The organism is Affinundibacterium nitidum, from assembly GCF_014284155.1.
Taxonomy (GTDB): Bacteria; Pseudomonadota; Gammaproteobacteria; order Burkholderiales; family Burkholderiaceae_D; genus Undibacterium; species Undibacterium nitidum.
The window spans coordinates 905,351-931,852 of record NZ_JACOFZ010000001.1 but is presented as its reverse complement, the minus strand read 5'-3'; the positions used below and the strand labels follow the sequence as shown (position 1 = coordinate 931,852).

The window sequence follows — 26,502 nt, the reverse complement described above, 5'->3', positions numbered from 1 at the left end:
GAGCGGAAATTGGGCCTTATTTGCGAGTAATTAAGGCCCAAATATATATTTACCACCGTCTACCGCCATGATCGTCATTGCGATCATATCCGCGATCATGTTCGCGCCATCTTTCGTGGCGATCCTCGCGCTCGCGTCGGTGTTCATAATGTTGGCGGGCACGCCATGGGCGACCGTAGTAACTATCAACATAATGGTGTTCTCGGTAAGGCAAGGCGGAGCGTAAGCTAATAGGGACACCACCAAGACGGAAGTCGACATTGAAGCCATATGGCAATGAATAACCACTGCGCCACGCGTAGCCATCGTTCCAGTACCAAATGCGACCATTGGGTGCGTAATACACTTGCGCCCCTGGGTAGTAAACATAGCTATAGGAGTTCACCGGCGAGATTGGATAAGACGTGCCGCCATAAAAGCGCTCATGCGCCTCGGTATTTCCAGTGAAAGCTGTGATCGCAATGCCGAAAGCGATCGCGATAACTTTTAACTTTGTGAAGTGTGACATGATGTCCTCCATAAAAACACATACATAAGCCTATAACGGCAGGCCATATTTTTTGGAGGACATGTTTGAAACGTAAACCTTAGTATTTTGTTTCTAAATGTAAGTACTCAAAAAATGCATTCAACGAATTAGGATTGCCGAAGACGCATTGACTTTGATCACTGGATATTTACCAAAGGATGTGTCCCAAGAAGGATGAAGACGCGCAAAAAAACTCAGGCGCTTACTTGGATTGTTCTTGAACTCTGGGTCTTGCAGCAATCGCTCGTCAAACTCTTTTCGGAGTGTGGGAGAAGATTGCAATGCTTCTCGCGCAAATTCTTCGGTAACGTAGGCCTCCATATATTCCTTCATTTCAAAAGCATTATTGAAATATCCCCAGTTCAGTAGAGAATCGCCACCCTTAGGCTCGAAAAGCTGAGCGATCAGTCTTGCTTTGGCTTGACCGCTTGGCACAAAAAGAGAACCTGCGAGAATTTTCCCTTGATCAGTTTGCCATTCTCCCTCAACGGCCAGCATTTGATGATGTTCAATAGATTGCGGGCTAAAAGTGATTTTGGTGGCTGTAAATGTCTCAAGCGGAATCGTATCGGTGTTCGATTTGATGATTGAATAGCGGATTCCGTGAATGTTTAGTTTTGGTTCAATGGAGACCGCCCAAGCTTTGGGAATGATATAACCTGCACCAGGCAGTTTAATAACGATATCGGGTGTGAGCTCTTCTTGTAACTTAACTCGCCAGATTTCCGGTTTGGTCTCGTCGTAGCGTGTCATTTGCCCGCCAGAAATTTCTGACAGACTGCGATTGTAGGCATACCCTTTGAATTCAATGATTTTGCTTTTGTCGGTGTTTTTGTAGGACAGAGCAAGTGCTTGATTCGTCATCTTACTGCTTTCTATATCCGCCTTTTTCTGTTGTTGCTGCCAGGCTTTTCCGTTCTTATCGATTTGCTCGAGTACTGAGATGATGGTATTGCGCGTGATTCGTACACGAGTCGGGTAGTCTTTCCAAGAGTGTGTTTCAACCAACATCGCGAGGCGATTACGCAACTGGAAGTAGCCCGTTGAAAAACGTGGTGTCGACACGTTATTACTAAATCCCGACATCGGATTATCTTCTTCATCGAACGACATGTAGAAGGGTAAGGGCAGCGAACCATGCTTTGCCAAATCAGAAATTACAGCGTCTTGAAATTGACGGCCAATGTCTGCCAACGGATGGTCTTGATTCAGGCTAGGTTCGACTTGTATCGAAACATCATGCTCAAATTTTGCGCCATCAGTCACATGTAAGTCGACGACTGCAACAGGGTCCCAGCGATTTACAAGCTTAAGCATGGCCTGCATTTCAGGAGCATCTGCCTTCAAGTAATCTCGATTGAGGTTAAAATTCTGTGCGGTTGTGCGCCAACCCATCGCTTTCGGGCCGCGTTGATTGGGGCGGTTGTTCGTGCTGAAACGCTCATGACCATCGACATTAAATACCGGAACGAATAATAAAATCTGATGTTTTAGCGCATCGGCTGCAGCTTGATTTTCCAAGACTTGGCGAAGGGCGAGGAAGCCCGCATCTTTGCCATCAATCTCGCCAGCATGAATACCCCCTTGGATCAAGACTACAGGGATTCTTTTTTGTTTGGCCTGGGATACTGATAAGCTCCCCGATTTCGACGCGATCAAGACATGCATGGGCCGACCCTCTGGAGTCTCACCGAATTGTTCACACTTGACGAATTGTGGATATTGTTTCGCGAAGCTATGGCATAACCGAATCACTTCTTCGTAGCGCCCAGTCTCTTGAAATCCCGTTTTCTCTGCCTTGGTTTGGAGATCTGCTGCGGTCGCCAGTGAAGAAATGGTCGCAACCCCACTGAGGAAGAGGCTTGCAAACATAGATGGGGTAAAAAGTTTGTGCATATGCTTGAGGGGAGGAGTCTAATTTTGATTATTCATTTTAGCATGTGACTAAATCTCAGCCTTCCGCGTTCTATCCACGTCGACACTATAGCTAAGAACTTTGCTGTGATGCGCTAAGTCTTGCTATCATGCTTGCTTTCCATCCAAGCAATGACACTATGTTTGACTTTCTTAATAAGTTTTTCCCTGGTCGAAGCCATTCAAAGTCCGCAACACTTAGTTCCCAGTCCGTAAAAGGCTCTGAACATGCGAATGCTCAGTTGAATAAGGACAGTGAAGTCAAGCAAAAGCAAGAACAGCAAGAGCGAGATAGACAAATCTGGAAGCAAAAACTCGATGCCGCGATCCATAATGAAGCGATGGTGATTGAAATGCTGCTAGCTTGTGATTTTGCTGATGGCCGCTTGTACGCGGCTCAGCACGTTCATAGCAAACAGGGATTGGAACAGATCAGAAACGTCTTTAAGAAAAGTGATAAACGAGTTAATAAACTTGCTGGGTCGCGCTTAGAGGAAATGCATCAGTTCGAGTTAAATGCAAATGCTGTACAAGGCTGTTTAGAACAAGCTAGCCACCTGCTAAGCCTAGACTATCTCTTGCCCAATCACCTAATTCAACTTGATACACAGAGAGAGGCCATCGCTCTATTTCCTGATCATTCCTTACAACAGTTCCAGCAATTGCGAGTGCAGTTGGAGCAACGCATGTCCGAACAAGTGCAGTTGCAACGTCGTCTATTAAACCTGATTAACGACGCGTGCAAGGAAATTAATGACGACCTTGTGCAAGCGCAGACGCTGCTGAAGGTATGGCAACAAGAATTCCAACATTGCATAACGCACCCTTTGGCAGAATCCCTCCCGAAGCATACCGTGCAAGAAGCCGAACTCGCACTTCAACGTTATCAAGCGCAGCTCATCGGCGCGGTCAAGCTCGCTGAAAACGTAGATACAGGTTCTGTTGTCGTTAAACATGAGAGCGAAAGCGTCGAAGCTTTGGTTGATATCAAGCCTGGCAGCGAGGCGGTGGCGGAGTTTTCTTCTGCTCAGACACCATCAGATAAAGTAAAACACCGTTCAAGCAATGTGGTATCAATGACGGCTGCTCAATTCAACGATGCGCTCGATGGCCTAGAGCGCGCGTTGCTCGATGGGAGTTTTCAGCAGGCTAAAGCCTTTGAAAAACAACTGCGTGACATCGATGTCGCTGCGGCGCCTCAATTTTTGGGACGACAGCAGAAAGATAGGCTACTGCAGGCGCGAAAACAGTTTAATCATCTACTTTCGTGGGCAAAGTGGAGCGGTGATGCCTCTCGTGAGGAACTAGTTAATACCGCAGAAGGTTTGGCTAATTTGAAGTTGGATCCCAAAGATATCGTCGACACGGTCACGGCCCTACGGGGGCAATGGAAACAAATGGAAGCGACAAGTGGTGGTGCGGCTAAAGAAATGTGGCTACGTTTCGATGCCGCCTGTAGTGCAGCTTACGCGCCAGCTGCAGAGCATTTTCAGCAGCAAGCTGAACTACGGAAAACCAACGTCGCGAAAGCTGAACAAAAGTTGAGTGAGATGCAAACAAGTGTCGAAACACTTTTGCAAGCAGATAAAAACTGGAAGACCATTGGCACCACGATCCAGCAGGTGCAACAAGATTGGAAACGCGTCGGTGCGGTCGATCGCAAAGAGAAGACACGTCTTGATCAACAGTTTGCAGAATTGTTGGGACGGTTGACGAGTATTTTCGACGCTGAGCAAAAGCAAACGGTCCTACAACGACGAGATTTGATTCTTCAAGTAACAAGGCTAGACGCAAATGCAAGAAATGCTGCTGATCAGGTGCGTACGTTGCAGACGCAATGGCAGAGCTCAGCGAGCCACATCTCGTTGGAGAGAAAGCAGGAACAGGAATTGTGGCTAGAGTTTCGCGCCGCTTGTGACGCGGTTTTTGAGTCTCGAAAACAGTTGGCTTTGAATGCTGATCAAGAGAGGCAACAGCATCTGCAGCTAAAACAAGCCGTGTGTGAGAAACTTGAACAGTTCATTGCGACCGACATCGCGGCATTCAATCAATTCCGACGTCAGATTCAAACCGAATGGCAAGCAATTGGTGCCGTGCCGCGTCAAGAGGAGAATGCTTTGAATCGTCGGTATGAACAAGGGATTGAGCGATTGCAAAAGACTTTGCATGAATTACAGTTGAAAGCAAAGCAAGTCCGTGTCGAAGAAATTTTGACGCTTCTTAGTCTCGTCCATCAGGCGGAGGCAATGGCAGGAGAACACGTAATTGATCAGGCGAAATGGTCCTCCTTAGTTCAAGAATGGGACACTTTGTCTATCCCCAAGAGTAAAGCAGGCCGTAGTTTAAAGCAGCGCTGGGAGCAATTGAGTCAGCTGTTCGCGGAGAACGACGTGGCGTTAGAAGTGAATCGTACCTTGAACGGAAAAGCATTAGAAGTTGATCATATGATTCTGAGTTTGGAAATTTTGATGCAACTGGAAAGCCCAGTGACATTGGCACAACAGCGTCGTCAAACACAGCTCGAAATTTTGCAAAAGAGTTTGAAGCAGGGTAAAGATCAAGAACAGGTTGCAACACTGTTGGTGCGCCTCTTATCTGTCCCCGTTGCATTTAATGCCGAGCGCCAAACGCGAATTAAGACGATTATCCAGCATGCAGCAGATAGCATCTTAGTCGCTTAAAAAGAATCAAACTGAGGCGAATGTTGACTAGTGAGCTTGATGTATCAAGACTACGGGTAATTGATAAGGAATGAAGATGAAATTATTTGGTTATTTTAGAAGCTCGGCCTCGTATCGTGTACGTATCGCCTTGAATTTGAAAGGATTGGATTATGAACAAGCATCTATCCATCTCTTACGTAATGGCGGCGAGCAATTTTCTGAAGAATATAAACAACTGAACCCCGAGTCTTTAGTGCCTGCTTTAATCGACGGCGCCGACTCTGTTCCCATGTCGCAGTCATTGGCAATGCTAGAGTACATCGAAGAGTCATACCCACAGACCCCCTTATTGCCAAGTAATCCCCATGATCGTGCTTATGTGCGTGCTTTAGCATTAGCGATTGCCTGCGACATTCACCCTGTAAATAATCTGCGTATTTTGAAATATTTGAGTGGAACATTGGGGGTAAGCGACGAACAGAAAAACGCGTGGTACCTGCATTGGTGCGCAGTCGGTTTTGCGGCACTTGAACAACGCCTTGCAAATGATCCTCGTCGCGGTTTGTTCTGTTTCGGAGACCGCCCCGGATATGCTGATTGCGTTTTGATTCCACAAATTTTCAATGCGCAACGCTTCAACTTGGATATGAGTCCTTATCCGACTTTGATGGCGATCAACCAGCGTTGCCTCGAATTGCCAGAATTTATCGCTGCTTCCCCAGCAAAGCAAGCAGACGCAGAATAAAAAAAGCCAGGCAATGTTCCTGGCTTTTTTACCTGCGGCTAATGAATTGATATCTAATATCTAATTAGCTAGATCATCCGATTTTTGGGTATCGTCCAAGACTTCATTGAGCATGGAAATCAAAATTGATCGAGTTAGTTTGGATTTAGTGGCGTAACCATCAATGGCATAACTGCTCATAATGTTTTCTTTTGCATATCCTGGTTGGCCGGTACGTAAGACAATTCGTAAGTCTTTCCGAGAAAGCTCATCTCTCAGTACATTGACTAACTTGAGGCCCGCATCTACCGTTTCCATCACTACATCGAGCAAAATCAAGGACGTATCTGGATTGCTGATGGCGATATCCTTAGCCTCTTTCGCCGAGAAAGCGTGCAAAAACTCTAAGGGTTTTCCATGAATATGTACGCCGCTGAGTGCGAGCACGGTGGTATCGTGGACGTTGTTATCGTCGTCGGCAATCAGTATCTTCCAAGCCTGCCCGGCTTTCGTTTGTTCTTGCTCGTCTTCATTTTCAGAGAGGAAAACCAAGCTATCGTCATCGTCATCGTCGGACGAAAAAGAACTCTCACTGTGTAAAGACATCAGTGCATGGTAGCTTAGTGCTTTGCCATTCGGTGTCACATTGTTCCTCACGGTGCTCGTATAAGGATAATGTGTATGCCAATCGGGCTTGTTACTGCTATGGCGCTTCTCCATCAGTATCTCCCTGGTCTTGGACATTGTCGTTTCGTTCGATTTAATCATATGTGATCCGGAGTAGGGAAACAAGTGCTTAAATGTGAAAAAAGTTAAATTGCTTCAAACGAATTTTTTGCAGACTTTTTTGTCATAATCTAGTTTTGATATATTTGATATCACTTCACTTACATAACTGGTATGCGTGATTTGCGTCGAACCTATAGCTAGCGTGCCTTTAGCTGTGTGTTTTCCTGCCGGGTTTTGTTTTGCCAAAAGCTGCGCAACACTGTGGTTTGCGACATCGATGTTTTTTTGATAGGTCAATAATATGAAATTTTGTGTCTCTTTATTGTTGGGGCTGTTGTTTGTTAGCAGCGCTTATGCTGATGATCATTACCCCAGAAACAAGGATATCGATATTCAACGCTATCGGTTTTTATTGGAGTTGAATGATCAAAATGACGTGATGCAAGCTCAGGCGCAAGTGACTGTGAAGTTTTTAGCGCCCGCGACAGGCTTTAGTCTCGATCTTGCCAATAAGAATCCTGAAGGAAAAGGGATGGAGGTGCAGGCGGTGAGTTTGAATGAGCAAGCGCAGGGCTTCGTACATCAAGCGGATCGATTGAAGATTGAGTTGAAAGAAGCCGCCAAAGCGGGGGATATGAAAGTCTTTCATATTCAATATCGAGGTGAACCTGCTAGTGGTTTGAATATTGGCAAGAATAAATATGGTGATCGCGTCTTTTTTGCCGATAATTGGCCTAATCATGGGCATCAATGGCTGCCAACCATCGATCATCCCAGTGATAAAGCCGCCGTGGAATTTATTGTCATCGCGCCAGCACAGTATAGTGTGATCGCAAATGGCTTAAAGATGGAAGAGAGTTATATTGATGCTAATCGTAAGCTGACCCATTGGAAAGAAGAGGTGCCACTCGCCGTCAAAGTCATGGTGATTGGCGTTGCTAAGTTTGCGATGCAAGAAAGCGCTAAGTTGAATGAGGTTGCGATTACTAGTTGGGTATTTCCACAGAATCGTAGTGAGGGATTCCGTGATTACGCAGTAGCGATCAATCCTTTAACATTCTTTCAGCAAAAGATAGGTCCCTATCCATACAAAAAGCTCGCGAACGTACAATCGAAAACGCGTTTCGGCGGATTAGAAAATGCCAACACGATTTTCTACTTCGAGAATTCGGTCACTGGAAAGGGTGAGCAAGAGGGTTTGGTGGCCCATGAAATTGCGCATCAATGGTTTGGTAATTCTGCGACTGAGAATGATTGGCACCATGTTTGGTTAAGTGAGGGCTTCGCGACATACTTCACGAATCTTTATCTTGAACACACTTACGGACGTGATCGTTTTTTGCGGCAACAATTGGCTGATCGCGAAAAAATTATTCGCTATCATCAAAAAGTCTGGCGTCCCATCGTTGACACAGAAATTCAAGACCCTAAAAATGTGCTCAGCCCAAACACGTACGAAAAAGGTGGATGGGTTTTGCATATGTTGAGGCAAGACCTTGGCGATGAAGTATTCTGGCAGGGCATACGTGCCTATTATGCGAAATTCGCTGGCAAGAATGCGATGAGTGAAGATTTTCAAACCGCAATGGAGCAGGCCAGCGGCAAAGACTTGAAAGGTTTTTTCCAACAATGGCTATATCAAGCCGGTTATCCAAAATTGTCTGGCACTTGGAGCTACGATAAGGCGAATCGCGAAGTTGTTCTCAATCTCGAACAAACGGGCAAAGACTTGTTTCGTTTTCCACTAGAACTTGCGCTGCAGATGTCAGATGGTAAATTGCAGATACAAGCCATCAATGTCAGTAGAGCACAAGAAACCTTTAAGCTAAAGGTCGATACCGCGCCGAAATTTATCTCTCTTGATCCGAATGTGCGTCAGTTATTCGAGGGTAAAGTTGAGATGAAGCCTTGAGAGTATCCTTAGGACTCACGTAAGCAATCAACGATCTTCTTGCGTGAGGCACGCCAAGCTGGAATGAAGCCACCGATAAAACCCATTGAGAGTGAAAACAATATGCTCTTGATGATGATGTCGAAGGTCATTTTAAATTGAAAGGCGAGTTCACTAAAGGTTTGAAAATTTGTGGTTGAGATATCGACTGTTTGCATCCAAGAGGCCGCAAGCAATCCTATCACTCCACCGACCAAGGAAAGTAAGAGTGATTCAAGTAAGAACGCAAACAAGATTGCATTTCGACGAAAGCCGAGCGCCCGTAAGGTCCCAATTTCACCCACGCGCTGGGCGACTGCGGCGAACATGGTAATCATGGCCCCGACAATAGCACCAATAGAAAAAATGATGGAAAGGCTCAATCCAAGGATGCGAATGAAGGTTGCCAATGCTTCACTTTGTTCCGCGTAAAATTGAATTTCAGGTTTGGCATCGATTTGCAGGCGAGGGTCATCATCGATAGCTTTCTTGAGTTGCGGTGTAACGCTTTGATCGCTGAGGCGAAATACAATGGTTGAATAAGCGTTGCGTCTGAAGGCAGCCATCATTTGTTCGCTGTCGCCCCAGATTTCGCTATCGAATCCTGTTTTGCCGGAATCAAAAATACCTACAACTACCCAATCCCTCTGAGCGAAATGCAAGGTTTCTCCGAGTCCCGTGCCACGAAAGCCTTGCGCTACGGCGCGACCAGCAACGATCTCTGATGTGCCTGGTCTGAACATGCGGCCCTCTACCATTTTCACTTGAGGGCGCAGTTCTAAACCTAAAGCCGATGTGCCACGAACTGTGACATTGCTCGGTTTACCGTTGCTACGTTTGGGTAAATTATTCAGTACTACAGGTTCTTTGCTGACTAAGGCTTGGCCGTCACGATTACTCGCGATACCGGGTAGACTCTCAATAATCGCTGCTTGATCGCGGCTGATGCCGCTATTGATTTCCGCTCCCGCACCTTTACGTAGAACTAGAAAATTGTCTACTTGTCCGGTTGCCACCAAAGTGGCACGTATGCCTTCGCTCATCATTAACACTACCGTGAAAACGAAAACAACGAGGGCCATACCGCCTGCGGTGAGCAGGGTGGTAACACGTCGCACCCAGAGGTTTCTAGCAACGTAGGAAAGTGGGATTGCCTTCATGCGACATGCCTCAAGCCGTTGACGATGTCAATTCGGCTCATTTTCCATGCTGGCCATGCAGCAGCGACGACTCCCACAATTAAGCTCGCAAGTAATTGCAACATCATTGTGGTGTCAGATACCGCGAAAACGGGGAATAATGAGCCTACCGACTTGGCAAATGCTGCCGCGATCGGTAGCGTGAGCAGGAGCCCAGCACCTCCGCCAATGAAAGCGATGACCAGACTCTCTCCAAACAAGAGCTTCACCACAAAGCCTGGCGAGAACCCTAAGGCCTTAAGAGTGGCGTATTCAGCTAGGCGCTCACGCGCTGTCATACTCATGGTATTGGCCATCACCGCCATAATGATAATGATAATGACGTAACTGACGGCGTTGACCGCCACCAAGATGGCTTCACTCATCGAGACAAAACCTAGCTGAAATGCCTTCTCGGTTTCGGTCAGGGTCTCTGCTAGCGAATTTTTAAATTGTTGATCGATACGCTCAGATACGATAGGAGCGTTATTAGGTTCGTTAATCCTGACAATATAAACACCAACATAGTCGGCGCTTCGCTTCAGCCGTTTTTTATTGGTCTCAGCTAACAGTTGCCAGTGAAAGAGTAATTGCGACTCGTCGGTCTTGGCGTCGGCGCCATCCCAGATGCCGCGCAGGGTGAAGGTCCATGTTCCTGGGAAAATCGTGCCACGTAAGGGAATTTGATCGCCGACCTTCCATCCGTATTGATTCGCGAGTTTGCGACCAACGATGCAGCCTTGACGATCCAAGAGGAAGGCTTTTTTTTCTTCGTCTTTCAATACATATTCTGGATATAAGGCTAAATAGCTTGCTGGTTCCACTGCAAATTGGGGAAAGAAATTGCGTTCGGTGATATAGACGCCGCCAAACCAGTTAGACCAACTTACGCCTGTAACTCCATCAACATTGCGCAAACGTTCCGCATAATTTAACGGAAGTGGAAATGTTAGAGAGATAGAGTTACGCGTTACCAGTCGCACGCTGGAGGTTCCTTCAACCCCAGCATACCACGCATCAATGATGGTTCGTAACAAGCCAAAAGCGCAGATCGCTACCACTAAACCGACCATGGTCAGTAAGGTGCGTAGGCGATGCCGAAATGCGTTTTTGAGGAGTAGACGAAACAGAAACATGGTCGACTAAAGTTGTTCAGCTGGTTTGCGTACATCATCGATGCCTACCTCTGGCACCAAGACACCTTTTTCCAGGTGCACCATACGGCCCGCTCGGGCGGCGGCTTTGGGATCATGCGTCACCATAATGATGGTCTTGCCAAGATCTCGCTGGAGTTGATCTAACAAATCTAAAACCTCTTCTGCGGTATGGCGATCAAGATCTCCGGTCGGCTCGTCGGCCACAATCAGGGTGGGGTCGGTGACTAGCGCACGCGCAATCGCGACCCTTTGCTGTTGACCGCCTGAAAGCTCGTTAGGGTAATGGTCCATGCGATCGCCAAGTTTGACCATTTCTAGCGCTGCTTGGACGTGTGCTTTGCGTTGCGAACGAGTGAGATTGGTCAGCAACAGAGGCAGTTCGACGTTTTCAAATGCTGTTAGTACTGGCATCAAATTATAAAACTGAAAAATGAAACCTACGTTCGATGCCCGCCAATCAGCCAGTTGTGCCTCGTTGAGGTTGGCAATGTTGACTCCACGAATTTCTATTGTGCCTCCACTCGGCTTGTCGATACCCGCGATAAGATTGAGCAAGGTACTTTTGCCGGAGCCAGATGGCCCCATTAAAGCTAAGAACTCTGAATGGTCGATATCAAGATCAACACCTTCGAGGACGTGTATCGCCTGCCCACCGCGATAGTAGGTTTTACTCAAATTCCGAATGCGAATGACTGGTGGCTGCGTCATTTGCTTGCCACCGTCACTTTTTTGCCGGCTTCGAGTTTAGTGTCAGGGTTGAGTACTAATTTGTCGCCAGACTTGAGCTCGCCCGTGATCTCAAGATTGTCACCGATTTTGCTAGAAGGAGTCACATTGATCGCCTCCACTGTATCGTCCTTAATGCGGAAGACGAGCTTCTTACCTTGGCGTTCTACAAGCGCTTTAGGGTTGATAGTAAGCACCGGTTTTTGATCGGCATCGGTTGCAGCTTGAGACAGAATGGTCACCTTCGCACTCATTTCTGGAAGGATGCGTGGGTCGAGTTTTTCGAAGCGGATCTTAGTCATAACAGTCGCTTTGGCTCGATCGACCGTTGGAACGATACCGGCCACATTGCCACGGAAACGCATATCCGGCAAAGCATCGAGTGTAATTTCAACTGGTAGACCAATTTTTGCTTTTGCGAGATTACTTTCAGAGACGTCCGCTTCGACTTCCAATGTCGTCATATCTGCCATCGTCACCACCGCACCTTGTGCGCCTGCGGCGCTGGAGAACGGCGTGATAATGTCTCCGATGTTGGCGTTCTTGACCAAAACGATGCCATCAAAAGGAGCGCGAATTTCGGTGAAATCTTGATTGACTTGTTGTACCTTCAATTGCGACTTTGCGACTGCGACATTCGCTTGTGCTGAGGCCATCGCGGCCTTGGCGGCGTTCACACGTTTTTGAGCTGCTTCCATCGCTTGAGCCGAGATAAATCCTTGTGCGTTCAAGCCTTGGCTGCGTTTGAGATCGGATTCGGCGTTGACGAGTTCGACGTTGCTTTGTGCAACGCCAGCTTCTGCTTGGCGGATACTAGCTTGTACCGCAGCCATCGCTGCTTGCACGTCGCTTGCATCTAAGCGGGCAATGATTTCGCCTTGCTTCACTTGACTACCTTCGCGCACGTTCAACCAAATCAGGCGACCCGTTGCTTTACTCGCGACCGCGGCTCGGCGTTGTGCAACCACATAGCCAGAAGCTGTGAGCTGCGCGTATTGCTGCGAAGGGTAGGAGGTGACTACGGAAGTAGTTTGAACTTCAATAGCACGTGGCTTTAACGCGATGCCAGTGGCGGCGACGATACTGACAGCTATCGCAGTCCATAAGCCCCAATTCTTTTTCTTTGTGAATTGCGGTGCAGTACGATCAATTTTGAGCTGCTTCAGCGCATTGCTGCTACCGGTATTGCTATTGGTGGAGGAGTCTGTCATTTGTTTGCTATCGTTAGGCGGTCAATGAAAGTCTGCTGGTGTAAAGCCATACAGGAAATGGTAACACTAACTATTATCTTACCATTGCTGTCGGCTGCGCGTATTCTCGATTGATTGCGAATCATCAATCTAGGTTCTTGTTGAGAAATTTGCCAAGGAAGCGCGCGAGCAGAGATTTTTATGGGCGGTACCGCACAGAGTCGGCTTATTGTGTGATTGTGGTTGGGCCAGTATCGAGCATCATTTCTTTTGCTAGTTTATCCCCCACGTAGCGGGAAAAAATTCGTTCTAGGCTACCATCGGCTTGCATGGCACTCATGGTGTTCTGCAGAAGTTGTACCGTTTTCGTGGAAACTTTCGATTTGGATAAATACAAACCAGCGATAAAGGCATCGCTTGGATACCAATCACGTAAGACGGCATTGTCTGGTAAATTTTTCTGACGCGAGAGATCTAGATAGCTAGTGGGAATGAGAAAAATGCATTGCACTCGTTTGGCGTTGAATAATTTCAATAGAGACGCGAAATCAGCAACTTCATAGATGCGGCCTTGTTTTGCTAAGGTGTCGATAAATTCGTTATAACGTTTGCCGTGTTGAAAACCCTTTATTACTGCAACTTTGAGATTTTTGTTGGCTATAAATCCCTGTGCTGTTTGCTCTTGTGTAGATAGGGCGCTGTTGAGTAAGGCATAGTTACGTGCAGAAAAATAGGGGATCGATGCCGCCCATTTCTCACGTTCAGCGGTCTTAATCCCCGAAGTAGACATGTCTAGACTACCTTCACGCATTTGCGCCCAGAGCCTTGCCTGCGACTCAATACGAATTTTGAATTGGCAGTTGGTGCGCAGGCTTAAGGCATCGAGGATATCTTTGTCGATGCCAGAAAAACGACCGTCGGGAAGCTTGTAAAATAATGTGCCCACTTCAAGGAGCGCAACTTGGATTTGACCGCACTCATAGTCGCTTTCATTCGCCTTGGCGGAGCTTGGTAAAAATGCAATCGCCCAGCACAACAAGACCAAGATCAGGGTAATGATGTTGGCCTTGCGTTTGTGCAGCTGCTCTCGTTTTTGAATGCCGAAAATTTGCATGCCACTAGCCTATTGGAAGGTCATGTTATTGGCAAGCGTTTTGATGATGCGGGGTTTAGTGTTTGACCTGATTTGCCACAATGGTGCCGTCAACTAGACTTTCGGTTGAGAATAATTGTTTACAATCGACTTGATCAAAACTGTAATGTTTGCCGCAAAAATCGCAATTAATATCAAGAGCGCTCAATTCAGTGACAGCTGCTTGGATTTCTGCTTCACCTAGCATCTTGAGCATATTGCCGACTTTTTCCCTGGTGCAGTTGCAATGAAACGTAGGGAATTGCGGATCAAACACACGAATGGTTTCTTCCCAGAATAGTCGTGTCATCAAAGTTTGGATATCCGTGTCGAGTAATTCTGTTTGCTTCAAAGTGCTGCCCAGCATGACTGCACGATTCCAAACATCTGCATCTTCGTCGATAGTGGCGCCAGTACCACCATGTTCTGGCAGTTTTTGTAAAAGTAAACCGCGCGCCACGTGATCGTCTGCTGCAAGCCATAGCTTTGTGTCTAGCTGTTCTGAACGCATCATATAGTTTTCGATAACCGTCGCAATAGATTCTCCGTCGAGAGGGACGATACCTTGGTAGGCTTGCTGGCCAGGTAGCTTATCGTTGGGGTCGAGCGTGATGACGAATCGTCCTTGACCATTGCTGTGCACTAGTTCAGTTAATGTCGCGTTATCGTCAATCACCGCATCTGGCGCCAGTTTTGCGGTTGCCCGTAAACGTAGTGCTGCATCGCATTCGACAACTAACAATCGCACCGGCCCATCGCCATGAATCTGCATAATCATAGTGCCATTAAATTTCAGATTGGCGCTAAGTAAAGCTGATGCTGCTAACAGTTCACCTAAAATGGTTTTGACTGCTTTGGGATAGGCTTGATGCGATAAAATTTCTTGCCAAGTTTGTGGCAACTCGACGAGTTCACCACGCACACCAGCATGTTCGAACATAAATTTCTGTAATTGATCTTTCACGTGTTTTCCTGTGTTTCTAAATTCTTAAAATGAGGGCTTGAGGTATTTTTTTCAAGCGATGCGCTTGAGCTTGGCTTTGAACTCTTGTCCGCGTTTGACATAGTTATTAGCATTGGCTTGTAATCCAGCGATCGCTTCGGGTGTTAATTCGCGAACGACTTTGGCCGGACTGCCAACGATCAAACAATTGTCAGGGAATACTTTGCCTTCAGTGACTAAGGCTCCAGCGCCGACCAGACAGTTCTTACCGATCTTCGCGCCATTCAAAATGACTGCCTGGATACCAACCAGCGAGCCGTCGCCGATGGTACAGCCATGCAGCATGGCTTGGTGTCCGACTGTTACACCTTTGCCCACGCTTAACGGAAACCCTGGGTCTGTGTGTAAAACACAAGACTCTTGAATGTTGCTGTTTTCGCCAATATGGATCAGTTCATTGTCGCCACGTAGGGTGGATTCGAACCAAATGCTGGCATTGGCATCAATCTTCACTTTGCCGATAACGTTGGCGCTGTCGGTAATATAGGCACTTGCATCTATTTCAGGAGAAATCTCGCCCAACTGATAAATAGCCATGTTTATTCCGTAAAATAGAGGTTTGTTTGTAAACGTCATTTTACCGCTCCTCCATGAATTCCACGAAGTTTCAAGAAAATTCCAATAGTAAAAACATAATTTCGCAAGAAAACGGCATCTCTTTTCGTCAATCAGACCTGCGGGAGCGAGCTTTGTTAGTGTTGGCAGAAGCTGATCCCCGACGTAAAGCCGAAGCGGCAACCGTCTTGCGTCGAGAGTGGGTCGCTGGAGAACTGACGCTCAATACGAAGAATCCCATTGTGTCGGGCCTGGCTATACCCGGGCGCCCCGATAAACCTGAACTAGTTCCCCCCTTGTCGGTCAAGCGCCGCGCAATGAATACCGTTGAGGGAAGGGCGACCTTGATCCATGCGCTAGCGCATATCGAATTTAACGCGATCAACCTTGCTCTAGATGCAGTATGGCGCTTTACTGATATGCCACAAGCCTATTACGAGGATTGGCTGCAAGTAGCGCAAGAAGAGGCGTATCACTTTAGCCTGCTAGATCAACATTTACAGAGTATGGGTTTTCAGTATGGTGATTTCCCCGCGCATAATAGTTTGTGGGAGTTAGCAGAGAGAACACAGGATGATGTGTTGTGGCGCATGGCTCTCGTGCCCCGGACGATGGAGGCGCGCGGCCTCGATGCGACACCAGCCTTGCGTGCCAAAATCGCTCAAACGGGCGACCAGGCTGGGGCAGAAATTCTCGATATTATTTTGCGGGATGAGATTGGGCACGTCGCCATTGGTAATCGTTGGTTTGCCTATTTGTGTGCAGACAGAAAACTTGAACCTATCCAGACATTTTCTGAATTGGCCTTGCGATTCCGTGCGCCACAATTACGTGCACCATTCAATGTGCAAGCGCGCTTGGCGGCTGGTTTTACAGAAGCTGAATTGCTGGCGATGAAGATCAGTTGACGCCCGCGAGACACTGAACCAGATGTCTTTCGTTTTGAATTGAAGGCGATAGACATGCTTTTTCTCGTCTTTGAAAGCGTTTCGTTTATTCGACAATGTATCCTAAGCAGTATTGGATAAAGTGGTCGTGAACAACAGACGAGAGACATGAGCATGATGCTAAATCGTGGATTTTTTAAAGTACGCCAAGGCAAATTAGCGCGCATTGCGATGATGTCGTTGTTGCTGGCAATCCTTTGCCTAGGCTTAAGCTCGTGTAGTTTCTTCTCTAAACCAAAGCCAAGCATGCCTGTGGCTGAGCGAGTTCTTAAGAAAAAAATCGTGATTACGGGTTTCGCGGTGAGCTCACCAACCCAAGTGCAAGACATGGACGACATTGCGCAAGGTATCCCTCGAGAAATGTTGAGTAGATTAGAGCGTTCAGGTGCCTATTTGGTACGCCAATCAAAGAATTTACTGTCATTCGACTACCAGCAAGAAGCTCCGACTGCACAGTTGGTACGTCAAGTGGCGGCCGACAATGATGCGCAGTTTGTCATCGCAGGGGAAGTTAGAAACGCGGGCGTACGTAGCGATAAGAAGTATTGGGGCTTGTGGGAAACACGCAAACGCCACATCGAAATTGAATTTGCCATTTACGATGGTATCAGCGGAGCATTTCTATCGCGACACCATCTCTACAGACCTGCCGAAGACGACACACCTGTAGGGCGTGACAAAGCCTTCGGTAGTGTCGCGTTTTACGCGACGAGCTTTGGCAAAGCCTTAGATGAAGTTCTAGAGGAATCTGTCGCATGGATACGCAAAGACCTGGCACCATTCCCTATGATGGCAAAGATCATCAAAATTCAGGACAAACAATTGATCTTCGATGCTGGGGTCAGTTCGAATCTAGTGGCCGGAGACCCTGGCTTAGTTGTCTCTGATTTTGATCAGTTACCTGTAATCGGCTTGACTGCACAGCAGGCACGCCCCTTGCAATATGGAATTCCACAGGCAAGTATGGGACAAATAAGAATCGTTCAAACCCAATATCCGTTTGCGGTGGGAGAGATGCAGACCTTAGTGCAAGTTGATACGATCAAAGTTAAAGTCGGTGATTACGTGCGTTTTGATGCCCCTCGTTGATCTCGCTGGCGATGATTTTTCCTATGTCGTTGTAGGCTAGAGCCAGTCTTTAGTGTAGAAAAATTAATCTCTTTATAAATTTCTGCCCCCGTTTCCCAATAATTTTGTTCACTTGCAGCAAAATTTCTCTGATCGAGTATAATTATCGAACGGTCGTTCTATTTTTATCTTTAGGTCAACATTATGAAACCAAGTCGCTCTGAGTTTGTCGCCCTTCGCGGATTGAATATGCACTTTCGCCACTGGGGTAATCCCGATGCGCCTTTGTTGGTGATGGTTCATGGCTGGATGGACGTTGCTGCTTCTTTTCAGTTTGTAGTCGATTGCTTGGCCAAAGATTGGCACATTATCGCGCCCGATTGGCGTGGATTTGGATTGACGGAATATCCTAAAGTGGAAAGCTATTGGTTCCCTGATTACGTCGCAGATTTAGACGCAATCTTGGAGCATTTTTCGCCAGAACAGCCTGTAAACCTGTTAGGTCATAGCATGGGTGGAAATATCGCCATGATTTATGCAGGTGTGCGTCCTGAACGTATCGCAAAATTGATTAACTTGGAAGGCTTCGGTATGCCGATGACGCAAGCGAAGCAAGCGCCGGGACGCTATCGTAAGTGGCTCGAAGAGCTACGCCAAGTGCCGACTTTGCGCCCATATGCGAGTGCAGAGGAAGTGGCTGCACGTCTACAAAAAACCAACCCGCGTTTGCGCGATGATCGTGCAGCATTTCTGGCGCAAAACTGGGCCAAGGAAAATCCTAACGGTGAATGGGAATTATTGGCAGATCCTGCGCATAAAAATTCTTCCCCATTGCTATACCATGTCGACGAAGTTCTGCAATGCTGGCAGAACATTTCTGCTCCAGTTTTTTGGGTGGAAGCAAATGACACAGATATCTGGCGCATGATTGGTTCAAAAGAAGAGGCGCGTGCAGAAATTGATAGACGCATGAAGTTCATCCCCAATATGCGCACCGAAATTGTGATGGATGCAGGGCATATGTTGCATCATGATCAGCCAGAAGTCTTAGCTAAGCTGATTGAGGAGTTCTTAGCGTAGGTTCTCAATCGACATTTGGCATGCTGATTTAAGAGATTGATAAAATGAGGCGCAACCAGCATACTAGTTGGGCGCCTTTTTTTATTGCACATCACCGACTCCATGCCAAGACCGATTCCTTATCTCCAAACACAATTACCTCGCTTTTTGTCTCATGTTCCTTCATTAATTGCTGCGGTTCTTTGTAGTGGTTGTGCCGGACTGAGCGCATTTGACGCTGGTTTGCAGCCCTTTACGACGGATGGCTGCAGTATGTTTCCAGACCGTTCTTATATTTCGAAGGCTGATTGGTGTAGTTGTTGTGTTGCCCATGATTTAGCCTACTGGCGTGGTGGCACCGCTGAACAAAGGCGCCAAGCGGATCTTGCGTTGAAAGATTGCGTTCAAAAAGCGACCAAAAATCCTTTCCTAGCGAATATGATGTACGAAGGCGTGCGCGTTGGTGGGGGCCCTTACCTGTTCACTACTTATCGGTGGGCCTATGGCTGGAAAGTAGGGCGCGGCTACTTTACGTTGACCACTGAAGAAAACGCGGAAGCAGATCGCTTGGCTGCCGATTACTTAGCGACCAATCCCCAATTGAAATGTGGTCTTGGCAGTAAAAATCCTGCTTGCCTTGAACCGACAAGCCAGCCTTAATCAATTCATCCTCCCCTAAAAATAATATGTTCCAGGTTTTTTTAAAAAAAGCTGGAACTTTTTGTGCTGTCCGATGGAATACAAATAAGAGCAAAGATACTCGACAGAGATAAAAAATAAGAAGACATGGCAGATTTGGCGGCAGATCATGATTTGTTAAGACAGATGCGAATGGGCGATGCGCAGGCATTTACCGTGCTTTACCGTCGGTATCAAGCACCGTTGTATCGCTACGCGCTGTTGCGCAGCGGCTCAGAAGCTGTCGCCGCAGATTTGGTGCAAGAAGTGTTTATGGGTTTGGTGCAAGGTCAATATCGATTTGATCCCGGCCTTGGGCAATTGCAATTTTTCTTGTTTGGTGTGATTCGTAACTTGGCGCTCAAGATTGATGTACAAGATCGACGTTTTGAAAGTAGAGACCAGTCTAATCAGGATAACGAGACTGAAGATGAAGTTATCTGTGAACACCCTAGCCCTTTACAGCGTCTATTGCATGATGAAATGGCGGAAGAACTGCGTATCGCTATCGCTGCTTTGTCACCGCATTATCGTGACGTATTGATTTTATTTGAGATTCAAGAGCTGAGTTATCTTGAGATTGCGCAGATCTGCCAGATCAACGTAGGTACAGTGCGGTCACGTTTGTCGCGAGCTCGTCAAACGCTGGCGCAACGGCTTTCTGACTGGCAACCGAGTCTGGCGCGTAGCGCTTAGTCTGAGAAAACAAAGTACAAAATGAATATTCTAATCAGAAGTAAATATGAATGAATTAGAAATGCATACACAAGCAAAAAGTCCAGAGCAAGTTGACGCAGTGTTAAAGCCGCCGATGCAGGCCTTACGTCAGAGCATGGGTCAGTTGCAAACACCGGCGCGAGTCGAACAAGAATTACTGGCTTGCTTTGCGCAAAAACATCAACCTCTACCCTGGTACAAGAGGATAGCTGACGCCTATTGGCAGTTCGCAAGTGCCGCTGCAGTTGCCGTGCTGGTGATGAGTGTGAGCATACAGACGGGACGACTTGGGCACGATGCCTGGGCTCCAGCATCAGATACCGGTACGGTTGATAGTTTGGTACGTGAGGATATTCCTTTCATTGCACTTGGAAGTGGTGAAGCAATCGCCTTGCAAGAAAATATGCGCATTGTGCAAGCCGAAGTACCGCACGCTATGTTGGCAAGTATGGGAATTAGTGTCAGTGCTGATCAGATCGGCGGTAGTTCAACGGCAGAAATGTTATTCGGTGCGAATGATCAACCTCTCGCGGTCAGGTTCGTGCCAGCTAGTTTGAAATGAATCAACAATAACAGGAGGAGTTCAAGATGAAATTGAAGCAAATAAGTAGTGCAGTGTTCGTGGCGATGGCAGTGTTGAGCGTCAATGCGGGTGCCAATGGTTTTACTGATCCAGACGATGCACAAACAGCAAAGAAGACAGAGATTCGTACTCACGTCATGGTTGTTGACAGTGAAGGTCAAATGGCCAAGATGGATGGCAAGATGCCCGAACATGCGACGATGATTACGTCAAATGGCAATATGCATTTTATTGCTGCAGGTGAGACCATCAAAAATGCGCCATTTTCCGCTGAATTTAGTATAGAAACGATTCAAAAACTCGCCGATGGCAATGTCATTTCCAATAAAACGACGATGTTTAATGCACGTGATAGCCAAGGAAAAACACGTCGGGAAACACGCAATAGCAAAGGTGAAATAATTGATATTGCCATCGTTGATCCGACAGGCTCAGTGATGACCTTGAATCCGCGCGCAAAGACTGCGACCAAAATGCCTGATCGTTCTCAGATGGGCAAGGGTATGCCTAGTGGTGGAATTAAAGAAATCAATGTAGAAACCATTCGTAAAACTAAAGAAGGTGGTGAAAACATCGAAGTTCGCACTGTCGTTGGTGAAGCAAAAGCCGGTGAAAAAAATATTGTGATCAAGCGTATAGGTCATGCGGATGGCGAAATGCCAATGGCTGCTGGTGGGGCGAAAGGGATTACGATTGATGTGCGTGGACCGGAGGCGGGGCCGGCGATGGGGATGCTCGCAAACGGGCCCGATGGCGCATTCATGCGTTTATTCTCGGATAGCAAATGGGCTGCCAAGAAACAGAGTAAGACACTAGGTACAAAAGAGATAGAAGGGGTGAAAGCCGAGGGTAAGCTTACGAGTTATGAAATTCCTGCTGGGGAAGTAGGGAATGCGCAAGCGATTGTGGTGAGCGACGAGATCTGGACCTCACCCGAACTGCAATTGATTGTGTATTCAAAACATAGTGATCCTCGCTCAGGTGAACGCATCTACCGTTTGACGAATCTTAAGCGCGATGAGGTTCCTTCTAGCTTATTCGCGATTCCTGCCGACTATAAAGTGCGTGATTTAGCGAAAGAGATGAAAGTGATTATTAAAGAATCGAATGAGAAGATTGAAAAGAAGTAGCCATACATTCGCCTTCGTCGGCGAATGATCATGGATTGTTTTTTGTTTGCTAGTGAGTACTACCGCGTGGATTTGTGAGACCAGTCGGCATCTATTTTCAATCGATGCCACTTTTGAAAGCGAATTGTCTGAAAAGATGATTCGCTTTTTTTTGTTCTCTGGCGTTGATCTACGAGTTGGCCAAAGTAAATTGCCATTAGGTTAGCTTTTAGTCTAGCTTGTCCTAAACAATCGATCAAAGGCGCGGCCACTGGTCGTTGGAACTAGGATTCGAAAATCTGAGTTAAACTCTAGGCTTGTAGAAATTTTGGTACTTTTCATCTTTCGCTATTTGCTTTTTACCTATTAAAAATGAGTACATCACCTCGTTACGGATTCACCACCACCATTTTGCACAATGATCGTCAAAAAGAGATCGAACACGGTTCACCGCATAAACCAGTCCATACTTCAGTTACCTATGGCTATAAAGATGCTCGTGATCTTGCTGAAGTTTTTCAGGGAAAGCAAAATGGTTATCGCTATGGCCGTCAAGGTAATCCTACGGTATCGGCATTAGAAGACAAGATAAGCAAAATGGAAGAGGGTGTCGCCAGTATTTGCTTCGCAACCGGCATGGCTGCTATTGGCGCCGTGTTTCAAGGTTTATTGCGCCAAGGTGATCATATTGTTTCGTCGGGGTTCTTATTCGGCAATACCAATAGTGTTTGGCAGACCTGTTCCGAGCAAGGCATAGACTTGTCCTTAGTGGATGCAACCGACGTGGCGAATGTTGAAGCGGCTTTACGTGAAAACACGCGGATCGTCTTCGTTGAAACGATCGCCAATCCACGGACACAGATTGCAGACTTAAAACGCATTGGTGAACTTTGCCGAGAGCGCGGTATTTTGTATGTCGTTGATAACACGATGACTTCCCCTTATTTGTTCCGCCCGAAGGCTGTAGGTGCTGGCTTAGTGATTAATTCATTGACGAAGTCGATTGCAGGGCATGGCAACGTATTGGGAGGGGCGATTACTGATACTGGATTGTTTGACTGGAGTCATTACCCACATATCGCCGCCAATTTCCGCAAACAGGCACCCGTAGCGCAAGGGATGGCACAACTGAGAGCAAAAGCTTTACGCGATTTTGGTGCTTCTTTGTCCCCAGATGCCGCACATCAAATCGCGGTTGGTGCAGAGACCTTGGCCTTGCGGATGGCACGTGAAAGTGCAAACGCGTTGGCCTTGGCGCAGATGTTAGAGGCGGATGAGCGAGTTTCGGTGGTTCATTACCCGGGTTTGCCTTCTCATCCGCAGCATGCCTTAGCGAGTGAGCTATTTCTAGCCTATGGCGCTTTGTTTAGCTTTGAACTAAAGCCCGAGATCGACTGTTTTGATTATTTGAATCGTTTGAAGTTGGCGATCAATGCCACGCATTTGGGCGATACTCGCACCCTTGTAATTCCAGTCGCACACACCATCTTCTTCGAGATGGGGCCAGCACGCAGGGCTGAAATGGGGATCAACGACTCTTTAATCCGAGTTTCAGTTGGTATAGAAGATACGGCCGATATCGTGAATGATTTTCGAGCAGCACTTGGTTAGTCTTCAATCGGTGTCGGGCGCAGGTTTATTGCGTGGCATGCTTAAAAGGCTGATGAGTAAAGCTGAATCAGTAAAGGAACTTATGTTTTCTCTTGCATTGAAAATGACACAACGTGATTGGCGATCGGGCGAATTGCGTTTTTTACTGATTGCCTTGATGGTCGCAGTCGCATCTTTGAGTTCGGTCGGTTTCTTTGTCGACCGCATGCGTGCCGGACTCACACGTGATGCCAGTCAGGTATTGGCCTCAGATCTATTGGTTAGTTCCACCAAAGAGATAAGCGTAGATTGGAAGAATGAAGCGCATCAACGTGGCCTGCAAGTCGCTGAAACAGTGGTGTTTCCAAGCATGGCGATTGCCGGCGAAGGCGATAATACGACTGCAAAACTAGTGACTATCAAAGCGGTGAGTGCAGCTTATCCTTTGCGTGGTGTGCTCAAACTTGAGAGTGATGCTCCTGATCCTAAGGGGAAAAAAGAATTAGCAGCCCATGGTGTGCCGAAAACAGCGACAGCATGGGTCGACCCTGCACTCTTACCGAGCTTGAATGCAAAATTAGGCGATACCGTTACGCTCGGTGACCAAAAATTTGAACTGGCCGCGAGTATTGCATCTGAACCTGATCGTGGATCAGGCTTTCTTGGCTTTGCGCCACGGGTCATGATCGCTCTCGATGACTTGCCTGCGACTAAGTTGATTCAAGATGGGTCACGAGCAACTTATCGTTTTCTTTTGGCTGGAGATAAAAGGGCTATTGCTGCTTTTCAAGAGTTTTTGGAGAAGGATATTGCTGACAAAAAACTGAAGGGCACGCGAATTGAGACTATCGAAAATGGCAATGAGCAACTAAAGACGACGCTTGAACGCGCAGAGCAGTTTCTGAGCATGGTTAGTATTTTGTCTGCAATGCTATCGGCGGTAGCAATCGCAATGGCCGCGCGACGTTTCATGCTGCGCCACATCGACGCGTGCGCCATGCTACGTTGCTTAGGTTTGACGCAGAATCAAGTGACAGCGATGTATTTGTGGGAGTTTGTTTTGCTCGGCGTGCTCGGCAGTTTGGCTGGTGTCGCTTTGGGTTTCGCTGGCCATTACGTATTACTTGAATGGCTTGGGAAGTTAGTCGCCAATGATTTACCTTCGGCCACCTTACTTCCCGCGTTGCAGGGCCTGGCGATTGGTATGTTGCTGCTGCTGGGCTTCGCAATGCCACCGATTCTGCAGTTGCGCAATGTTCCTCATAATCGCGTAATTCGCCGTGAACAAGATGCGCCCCAGGTCTCGGTGTTATTGAGCTATGGTTCTGGATTGGCGATGTTTATTGGTCTACTGCTGTGGCAAACCGGAGATGTTAAAGTTGGTCTGATGGTTGCCGCTGGATTCTTGGTCGGCATGGGACTTTTTGCCTTAATCGCATGGTCGGCGATTTCTTTACTCAAGCGCTTCCGCACTTTATTTAGCGGTGCAGCTTGGCGTTTTGCGATTACTGCTTTACAACGTCGCCCAGGCGCTACAGTTACTCAGGTTGTAGCATTGGCCTTGGGTTTGATGGCCTTGTTATTATTGACCGTGGTTCGTGGTGATTTAATCTCTGCATGGAAAAAATCGACACCGGCTGATGCGCCTAATCATTTCATTATCAATATACAACCCGATCAAAAAGCAAGTATCGAAAATCGTCTCAAGAATTTTGCGAGCCCGGAAGTCTATCCAATGATTCGCGGACGTTTGATACAAGTGAACGATCAAGTGTTGACGCCGAAATCTTACCAAGACGAACGCGCTAATTCTTTAGTCGAGCGCGAATTTAATTTGTCGACGATGAAAGCTCTGCCTGACTTGAATAAGGTCGTAGCGGGAGAATGGTACGACGACGATAAAGCCACTGAGCCCGAGGCCTCAGTGGAAGAAGGCCTGGCAAAGAACCTGAAGTTGAAGCTCGGTGATCGTATGACTTTCGACATTGCCGGACAAAAAGTGACAGCACGAATCACCAGTTTGCGGAAATTAGACTGGGGTTCTATGCGTGTGAATTTCTTTGTCGTCATTAATCCCAAAGCAATGCGCGACATGCCGCAGACTTTCATCACCGCTTTCCGCGTGCCAGAAGATCAGAAACAATTTCCAAGTCAATTGACGCGCGACTTCCCGAACTTAACAGTGATGGATGTCGGCGCTATCGTTAAGCAATTGCAGGATGTTTTGGATCAAGTAATCACTGCCGTCGAATTTTTGTTCTTATTTACATTAACATCAGGCGTCTTGGTATTGTATGCAGCGCTCGCGGGCTCGCAAGACCTGCGTATGCGAGAAGCTGCATTATTAAGAGCACTGGGGGCAACGCGTTCCCAACTATCCCATGCGCAATGGGTGGAGTTTATTTTGGTCGGCAGTCTAGCAGGACTATTTGCAGCGGCTGGTGCTAGCGCGATTGGTTGGGTCTTGGCGACATTTGCATTCAAGTTCGCTTGGACCTTTTCACCGATGGTGTGGTTGGCGGGAATCGTCGTCGGCGCACTTTGCGCCATGATAGGCGGATGGTTGGGTTTACGTAATGTATTGAACCAGCCACCATTATTGAGCTTGCGGAATGCTTGAACCGGTTTCTCTAAAACCTAAAATATCAACAAGAGAACTTCAATGAAAAAACAAATGTTCGTAGGGATCGCCGCATTACTCATCGTTGCATTTGCTTGTTGGGTCATTTTGCAGTTAACGACATGGTCAATTCCGACTTGGTTTGCTCTATCTGTTTATGTGCAAAAGTATGTAATAGGCATAAGCTTTGGCGTTGGATTGGTGACCTTGCTTGTAGGCTTGAGATTGAATCTTGTTCGTCAAAGAAAACAAGAACAAGAGTAATGGTAAAGATAAAAGAAGAAAGTAGACGTGAATGAATAGTGGTGATGAGGAACAGTCCAATTTGTATGAGCTCATTGGTGGAGCAGAAAAGTTGCGGGAGTTAGTCGATCGTTTTTATGACTTAATGCAACTCGAGCCAGAATTCGCAGGTATTCACGCCATGCATCCGCAGCCGAATGAAGGTTCACGTGATAAATTGTTTTGGTTTTTGTCTGGTTGGATGGGCGGGCCAAATTTGTATATCGAGCAGTTTGGACATCCTCGTCTCCGAGCTCGTCATTTGCCTTACGCTATAGGTGTTTCAGAACGGGATCAATGGCTTAGATGTATGGCGTGGGCCATGCAAGATGTCAATATAGAAGAACAGCTACAAGAGCACTTAATGCATTCGTTTCTGCAGACAGCCGATTGGATGAGAAATAAGGCGGAGTAATTTA

At 47.1% G+C, this 26,502-nt stretch carries 24 protein-coding genes; 14 read left to right on the top strand and 10 right to left on the bottom strand.

Translation table 11 applies throughout. The annotated features are described in order from the left end of the window. Nucleotides 1-49 precede the first annotated feature (49 nt). On the bottom strand, nt 50-508 hold the full coding sequence (locus tag H8K36_RS04040; RefSeq protein ID WP_186914964.1) for a hypothetical protein: 459 nt from the start codon (nt 506-508) through the stop codon (nt 50-52). Nucleotides 509-628: 120 nt separating this feature from the next. Beyond that, nucleotides 629-2,401, bottom strand: a complete 1,773-nt coding sequence (locus H8K36_RS04035; RefSeq protein ID WP_186914965.1) for a M14 family metallopeptidase — start codon at nt 2,399-2,401, stop codon at nt 629-631. A 182-nt stretch (nt 2,402-2,583) separates the two neighbouring features. Between H8K36_RS04035 and H8K36_RS04030 the strand changes: the two genes are divergently transcribed. After that, nucleotides 2,584-5,124: a DUF349 domain-containing protein gene (locus H8K36_RS04030; protein ID WP_186914966.1), complete on the top strand. Its 2,541-nt coding sequence runs from the start codon at nt 2,584-2,586 to the stop codon at nt 5,122-5,124. Nucleotides 5,125-5,200: 76 nt separating this feature from the next. Further along, a complete protein-coding gene (gene maiA / locus H8K36_RS04025; protein WP_186914967.1) occupies nt 5,201-5,851 on the top strand; it encodes a maleylacetoacetate isomerase in 651 nt (216 codons plus the stop codon). A 60-nt stretch (nt 5,852-5,911) separates the two neighbouring features. Here the strand turns inward: maiA and H8K36_RS04020 are convergent, their stop codons facing one another. After that, nucleotides 5,912-6,574, bottom strand: a complete 663-nt coding sequence (locus H8K36_RS04020) for a response regulator (RefSeq protein WP_186914968.1) — start codon at nt 6,572-6,574, stop codon at nt 5,912-5,914. 286 nt (nt 6,575-6,860) lie between these two features. Between H8K36_RS04020 and H8K36_RS04015 the strand changes: the two genes are divergently transcribed. Beyond that, on the top strand, nt 6,861-8,471 hold the full coding sequence (locus H8K36_RS04015; protein WP_186914969.1) for a M1 family metallopeptidase: 1,611 nt from the start codon (nt 6,861-6,863) through the stop codon (nt 8,469-8,471). Nucleotides 8,472-8,479: 8 nt separating this feature from the next. Here the strand turns inward: H8K36_RS04015 and H8K36_RS04010 are convergent, their stop codons facing one another. From H8K36_RS04010 to H8K36_RS03980, 7 genes are all read right to left on the bottom strand, one after another. Further along, complete coding sequence (locus H8K36_RS04010) at nt 8,480-9,649, bottom strand: ABC transporter permease (RefSeq protein WP_186914970.1); 1,170 nt, start codon at nt 9,647-9,649, stop codon at nt 8,480-8,482. Then, entirely contained in the window at nt 9,646-10,803 is a 1,158-nt protein-coding gene (locus H8K36_RS04005) for an ABC transporter permease (protein WP_186914971.1), read from the bottom strand. The genes H8K36_RS04010 and H8K36_RS04005 overlap by 4 nt, the downstream gene beginning before the upstream one ends. A gap of 6 nt (nt 10,804-10,809) precedes the next feature. Continuing rightward, nucleotides 10,810-11,532, bottom strand: coding sequence for an ABC transporter ATP-binding protein (locus tag H8K36_RS04000; RefSeq protein ID WP_186914972.1), 723 nt, complete (start codon nt 11,530-11,532; stop codon nt 10,810-10,812). Then, nucleotides 11,529-12,761 (bottom strand): efflux RND transporter periplasmic adaptor subunit, encoded by a 1,233-nt coding sequence (locus H8K36_RS03995; RefSeq protein WP_186914973.1) that lies wholly within the window; start codon nt 12,759-12,761, stop codon nt 11,529-11,531. The genes H8K36_RS04000 and H8K36_RS03995 overlap by 4 nt, the downstream gene beginning before the upstream one ends. 205 nt (nt 12,762-12,966) lie before the next feature. Next, on the bottom strand, nt 12,967-13,854 hold the full coding sequence (locus tag H8K36_RS03990; RefSeq protein WP_186914974.1) for a substrate-binding periplasmic protein: 888 nt from the start codon (nt 13,852-13,854) through the stop codon (nt 12,967-12,969). Nucleotides 13,855-13,909: 55 nt separating this feature from the next. Then, the gene (gene hslO, locus H8K36_RS03985) at nt 13,910-14,836 is read right to left on the bottom strand and encodes an Hsp33 family molecular chaperone HslO (RefSeq protein ID WP_186914975.1); all 927 of its coding nucleotides are present in this window, start codon (nt 14,834-14,836) and stop codon (nt 13,910-13,912) included. A gap of 51 nt (nt 14,837-14,887) precedes the next feature. Then, complete coding sequence (locus H8K36_RS03980; RefSeq protein WP_186914976.1) at nt 14,888-15,412, bottom strand: gamma carbonic anhydrase family protein; 525 nt, start codon at nt 15,410-15,412, stop codon at nt 14,888-14,890. 53 nt (nt 15,413-15,465) lie between these two features. On the opposite strand from H8K36_RS03980, the gene H8K36_RS03975 reads away from it, so the two are divergent. From H8K36_RS03975 to H8K36_RS03925, 11 genes are all read left to right on the top strand, one after another. Beyond that, nucleotides 15,466-16,338: a ferritin-like domain-containing protein gene (locus H8K36_RS03975; protein WP_186914977.1), complete on the top strand. Its 873-nt coding sequence runs from the start codon at nt 15,466-15,468 to the stop codon at nt 16,336-16,338. A gap of 147 nt (nt 16,339-16,485) precedes the next feature. Continuing rightward, nucleotides 16,486-17,466: a flagella assembly protein FlgT middle domain-containing protein gene (locus H8K36_RS03970; protein ID WP_186914978.1), complete on the top strand. Its 981-nt coding sequence runs from the start codon at nt 16,486-16,488 to the stop codon at nt 17,464-17,466. A gap of 183 nt (nt 17,467-17,649) precedes the next feature. Continuing rightward, nucleotides 17,650-18,525, top strand: coding sequence for an alpha/beta fold hydrolase (locus H8K36_RS03965; protein ID WP_186914979.1), 876 nt, complete (start codon nt 17,650-17,652; stop codon nt 18,523-18,525). Between the two features lie 102 nt (nt 18,526-18,627). Beyond that, nucleotides 18,628-19,164 (top strand): hypothetical protein, encoded by a 537-nt coding sequence (locus H8K36_RS03960; protein ID WP_186914980.1) that lies wholly within the window; start codon nt 18,628-18,630, stop codon nt 19,162-19,164. A gap of 126 nt (nt 19,165-19,290) precedes the next feature. Next, complete coding sequence (locus tag H8K36_RS03955; protein WP_186914981.1) at nt 19,291-19,878, top strand: RNA polymerase sigma factor; 588 nt, start codon at nt 19,291-19,293, stop codon at nt 19,876-19,878. A gap of 46 nt (nt 19,879-19,924) precedes the next feature. Then, nucleotides 19,925-20,461 carry a hypothetical protein gene (locus H8K36_RS03950; RefSeq protein WP_186914982.1) on the top strand — a complete coding sequence of 179 codons (537 nt, stop codon included), beginning with the start codon at nt 19,925-19,927 and terminating at the stop codon, nt 20,459-20,461. 26 nt (nt 20,462-20,487) lie between these two features. Next, nucleotides 20,488-21,612: a hypothetical protein gene (locus H8K36_RS03945; protein ID WP_186914983.1), complete on the top strand. Its 1,125-nt coding sequence runs from the start codon at nt 20,488-20,490 to the stop codon at nt 21,610-21,612. A gap of 351 nt (nt 21,613-21,963) precedes the next feature. Continuing rightward, entirely contained in the window at nt 21,964-23,202 is a 1,239-nt protein-coding gene (locus H8K36_RS03940) for a cystathionine gamma-synthase family protein (protein ID WP_186914984.1), read from the top strand. Between the two features lie 82 nt (nt 23,203-23,284). Further along, nucleotides 23,285-25,801, top strand: coding sequence for an ABC transporter permease (locus tag H8K36_RS03935; protein ID WP_186914985.1), 2,517 nt, complete (start codon nt 23,285-23,287; stop codon nt 25,799-25,801). A gap of 42 nt (nt 25,802-25,843) precedes the next feature. Beyond that, on the top strand, nt 25,844-26,065 hold the full coding sequence (locus H8K36_RS03930) for a hypothetical protein (RefSeq protein ID WP_186914986.1): 222 nt from the start codon (nt 25,844-25,846) through the stop codon (nt 26,063-26,065). Nucleotides 26,066-26,096: 31 nt separating this feature from the next. Further along, nucleotides 26,097-26,498 (top strand): group II truncated hemoglobin, encoded by a 402-nt coding sequence (locus H8K36_RS03925; RefSeq protein WP_186914987.1) that lies wholly within the window; start codon nt 26,097-26,099, stop codon nt 26,496-26,498. Nucleotides 26,499-26,502 lie beyond the last annotated feature (4 nt).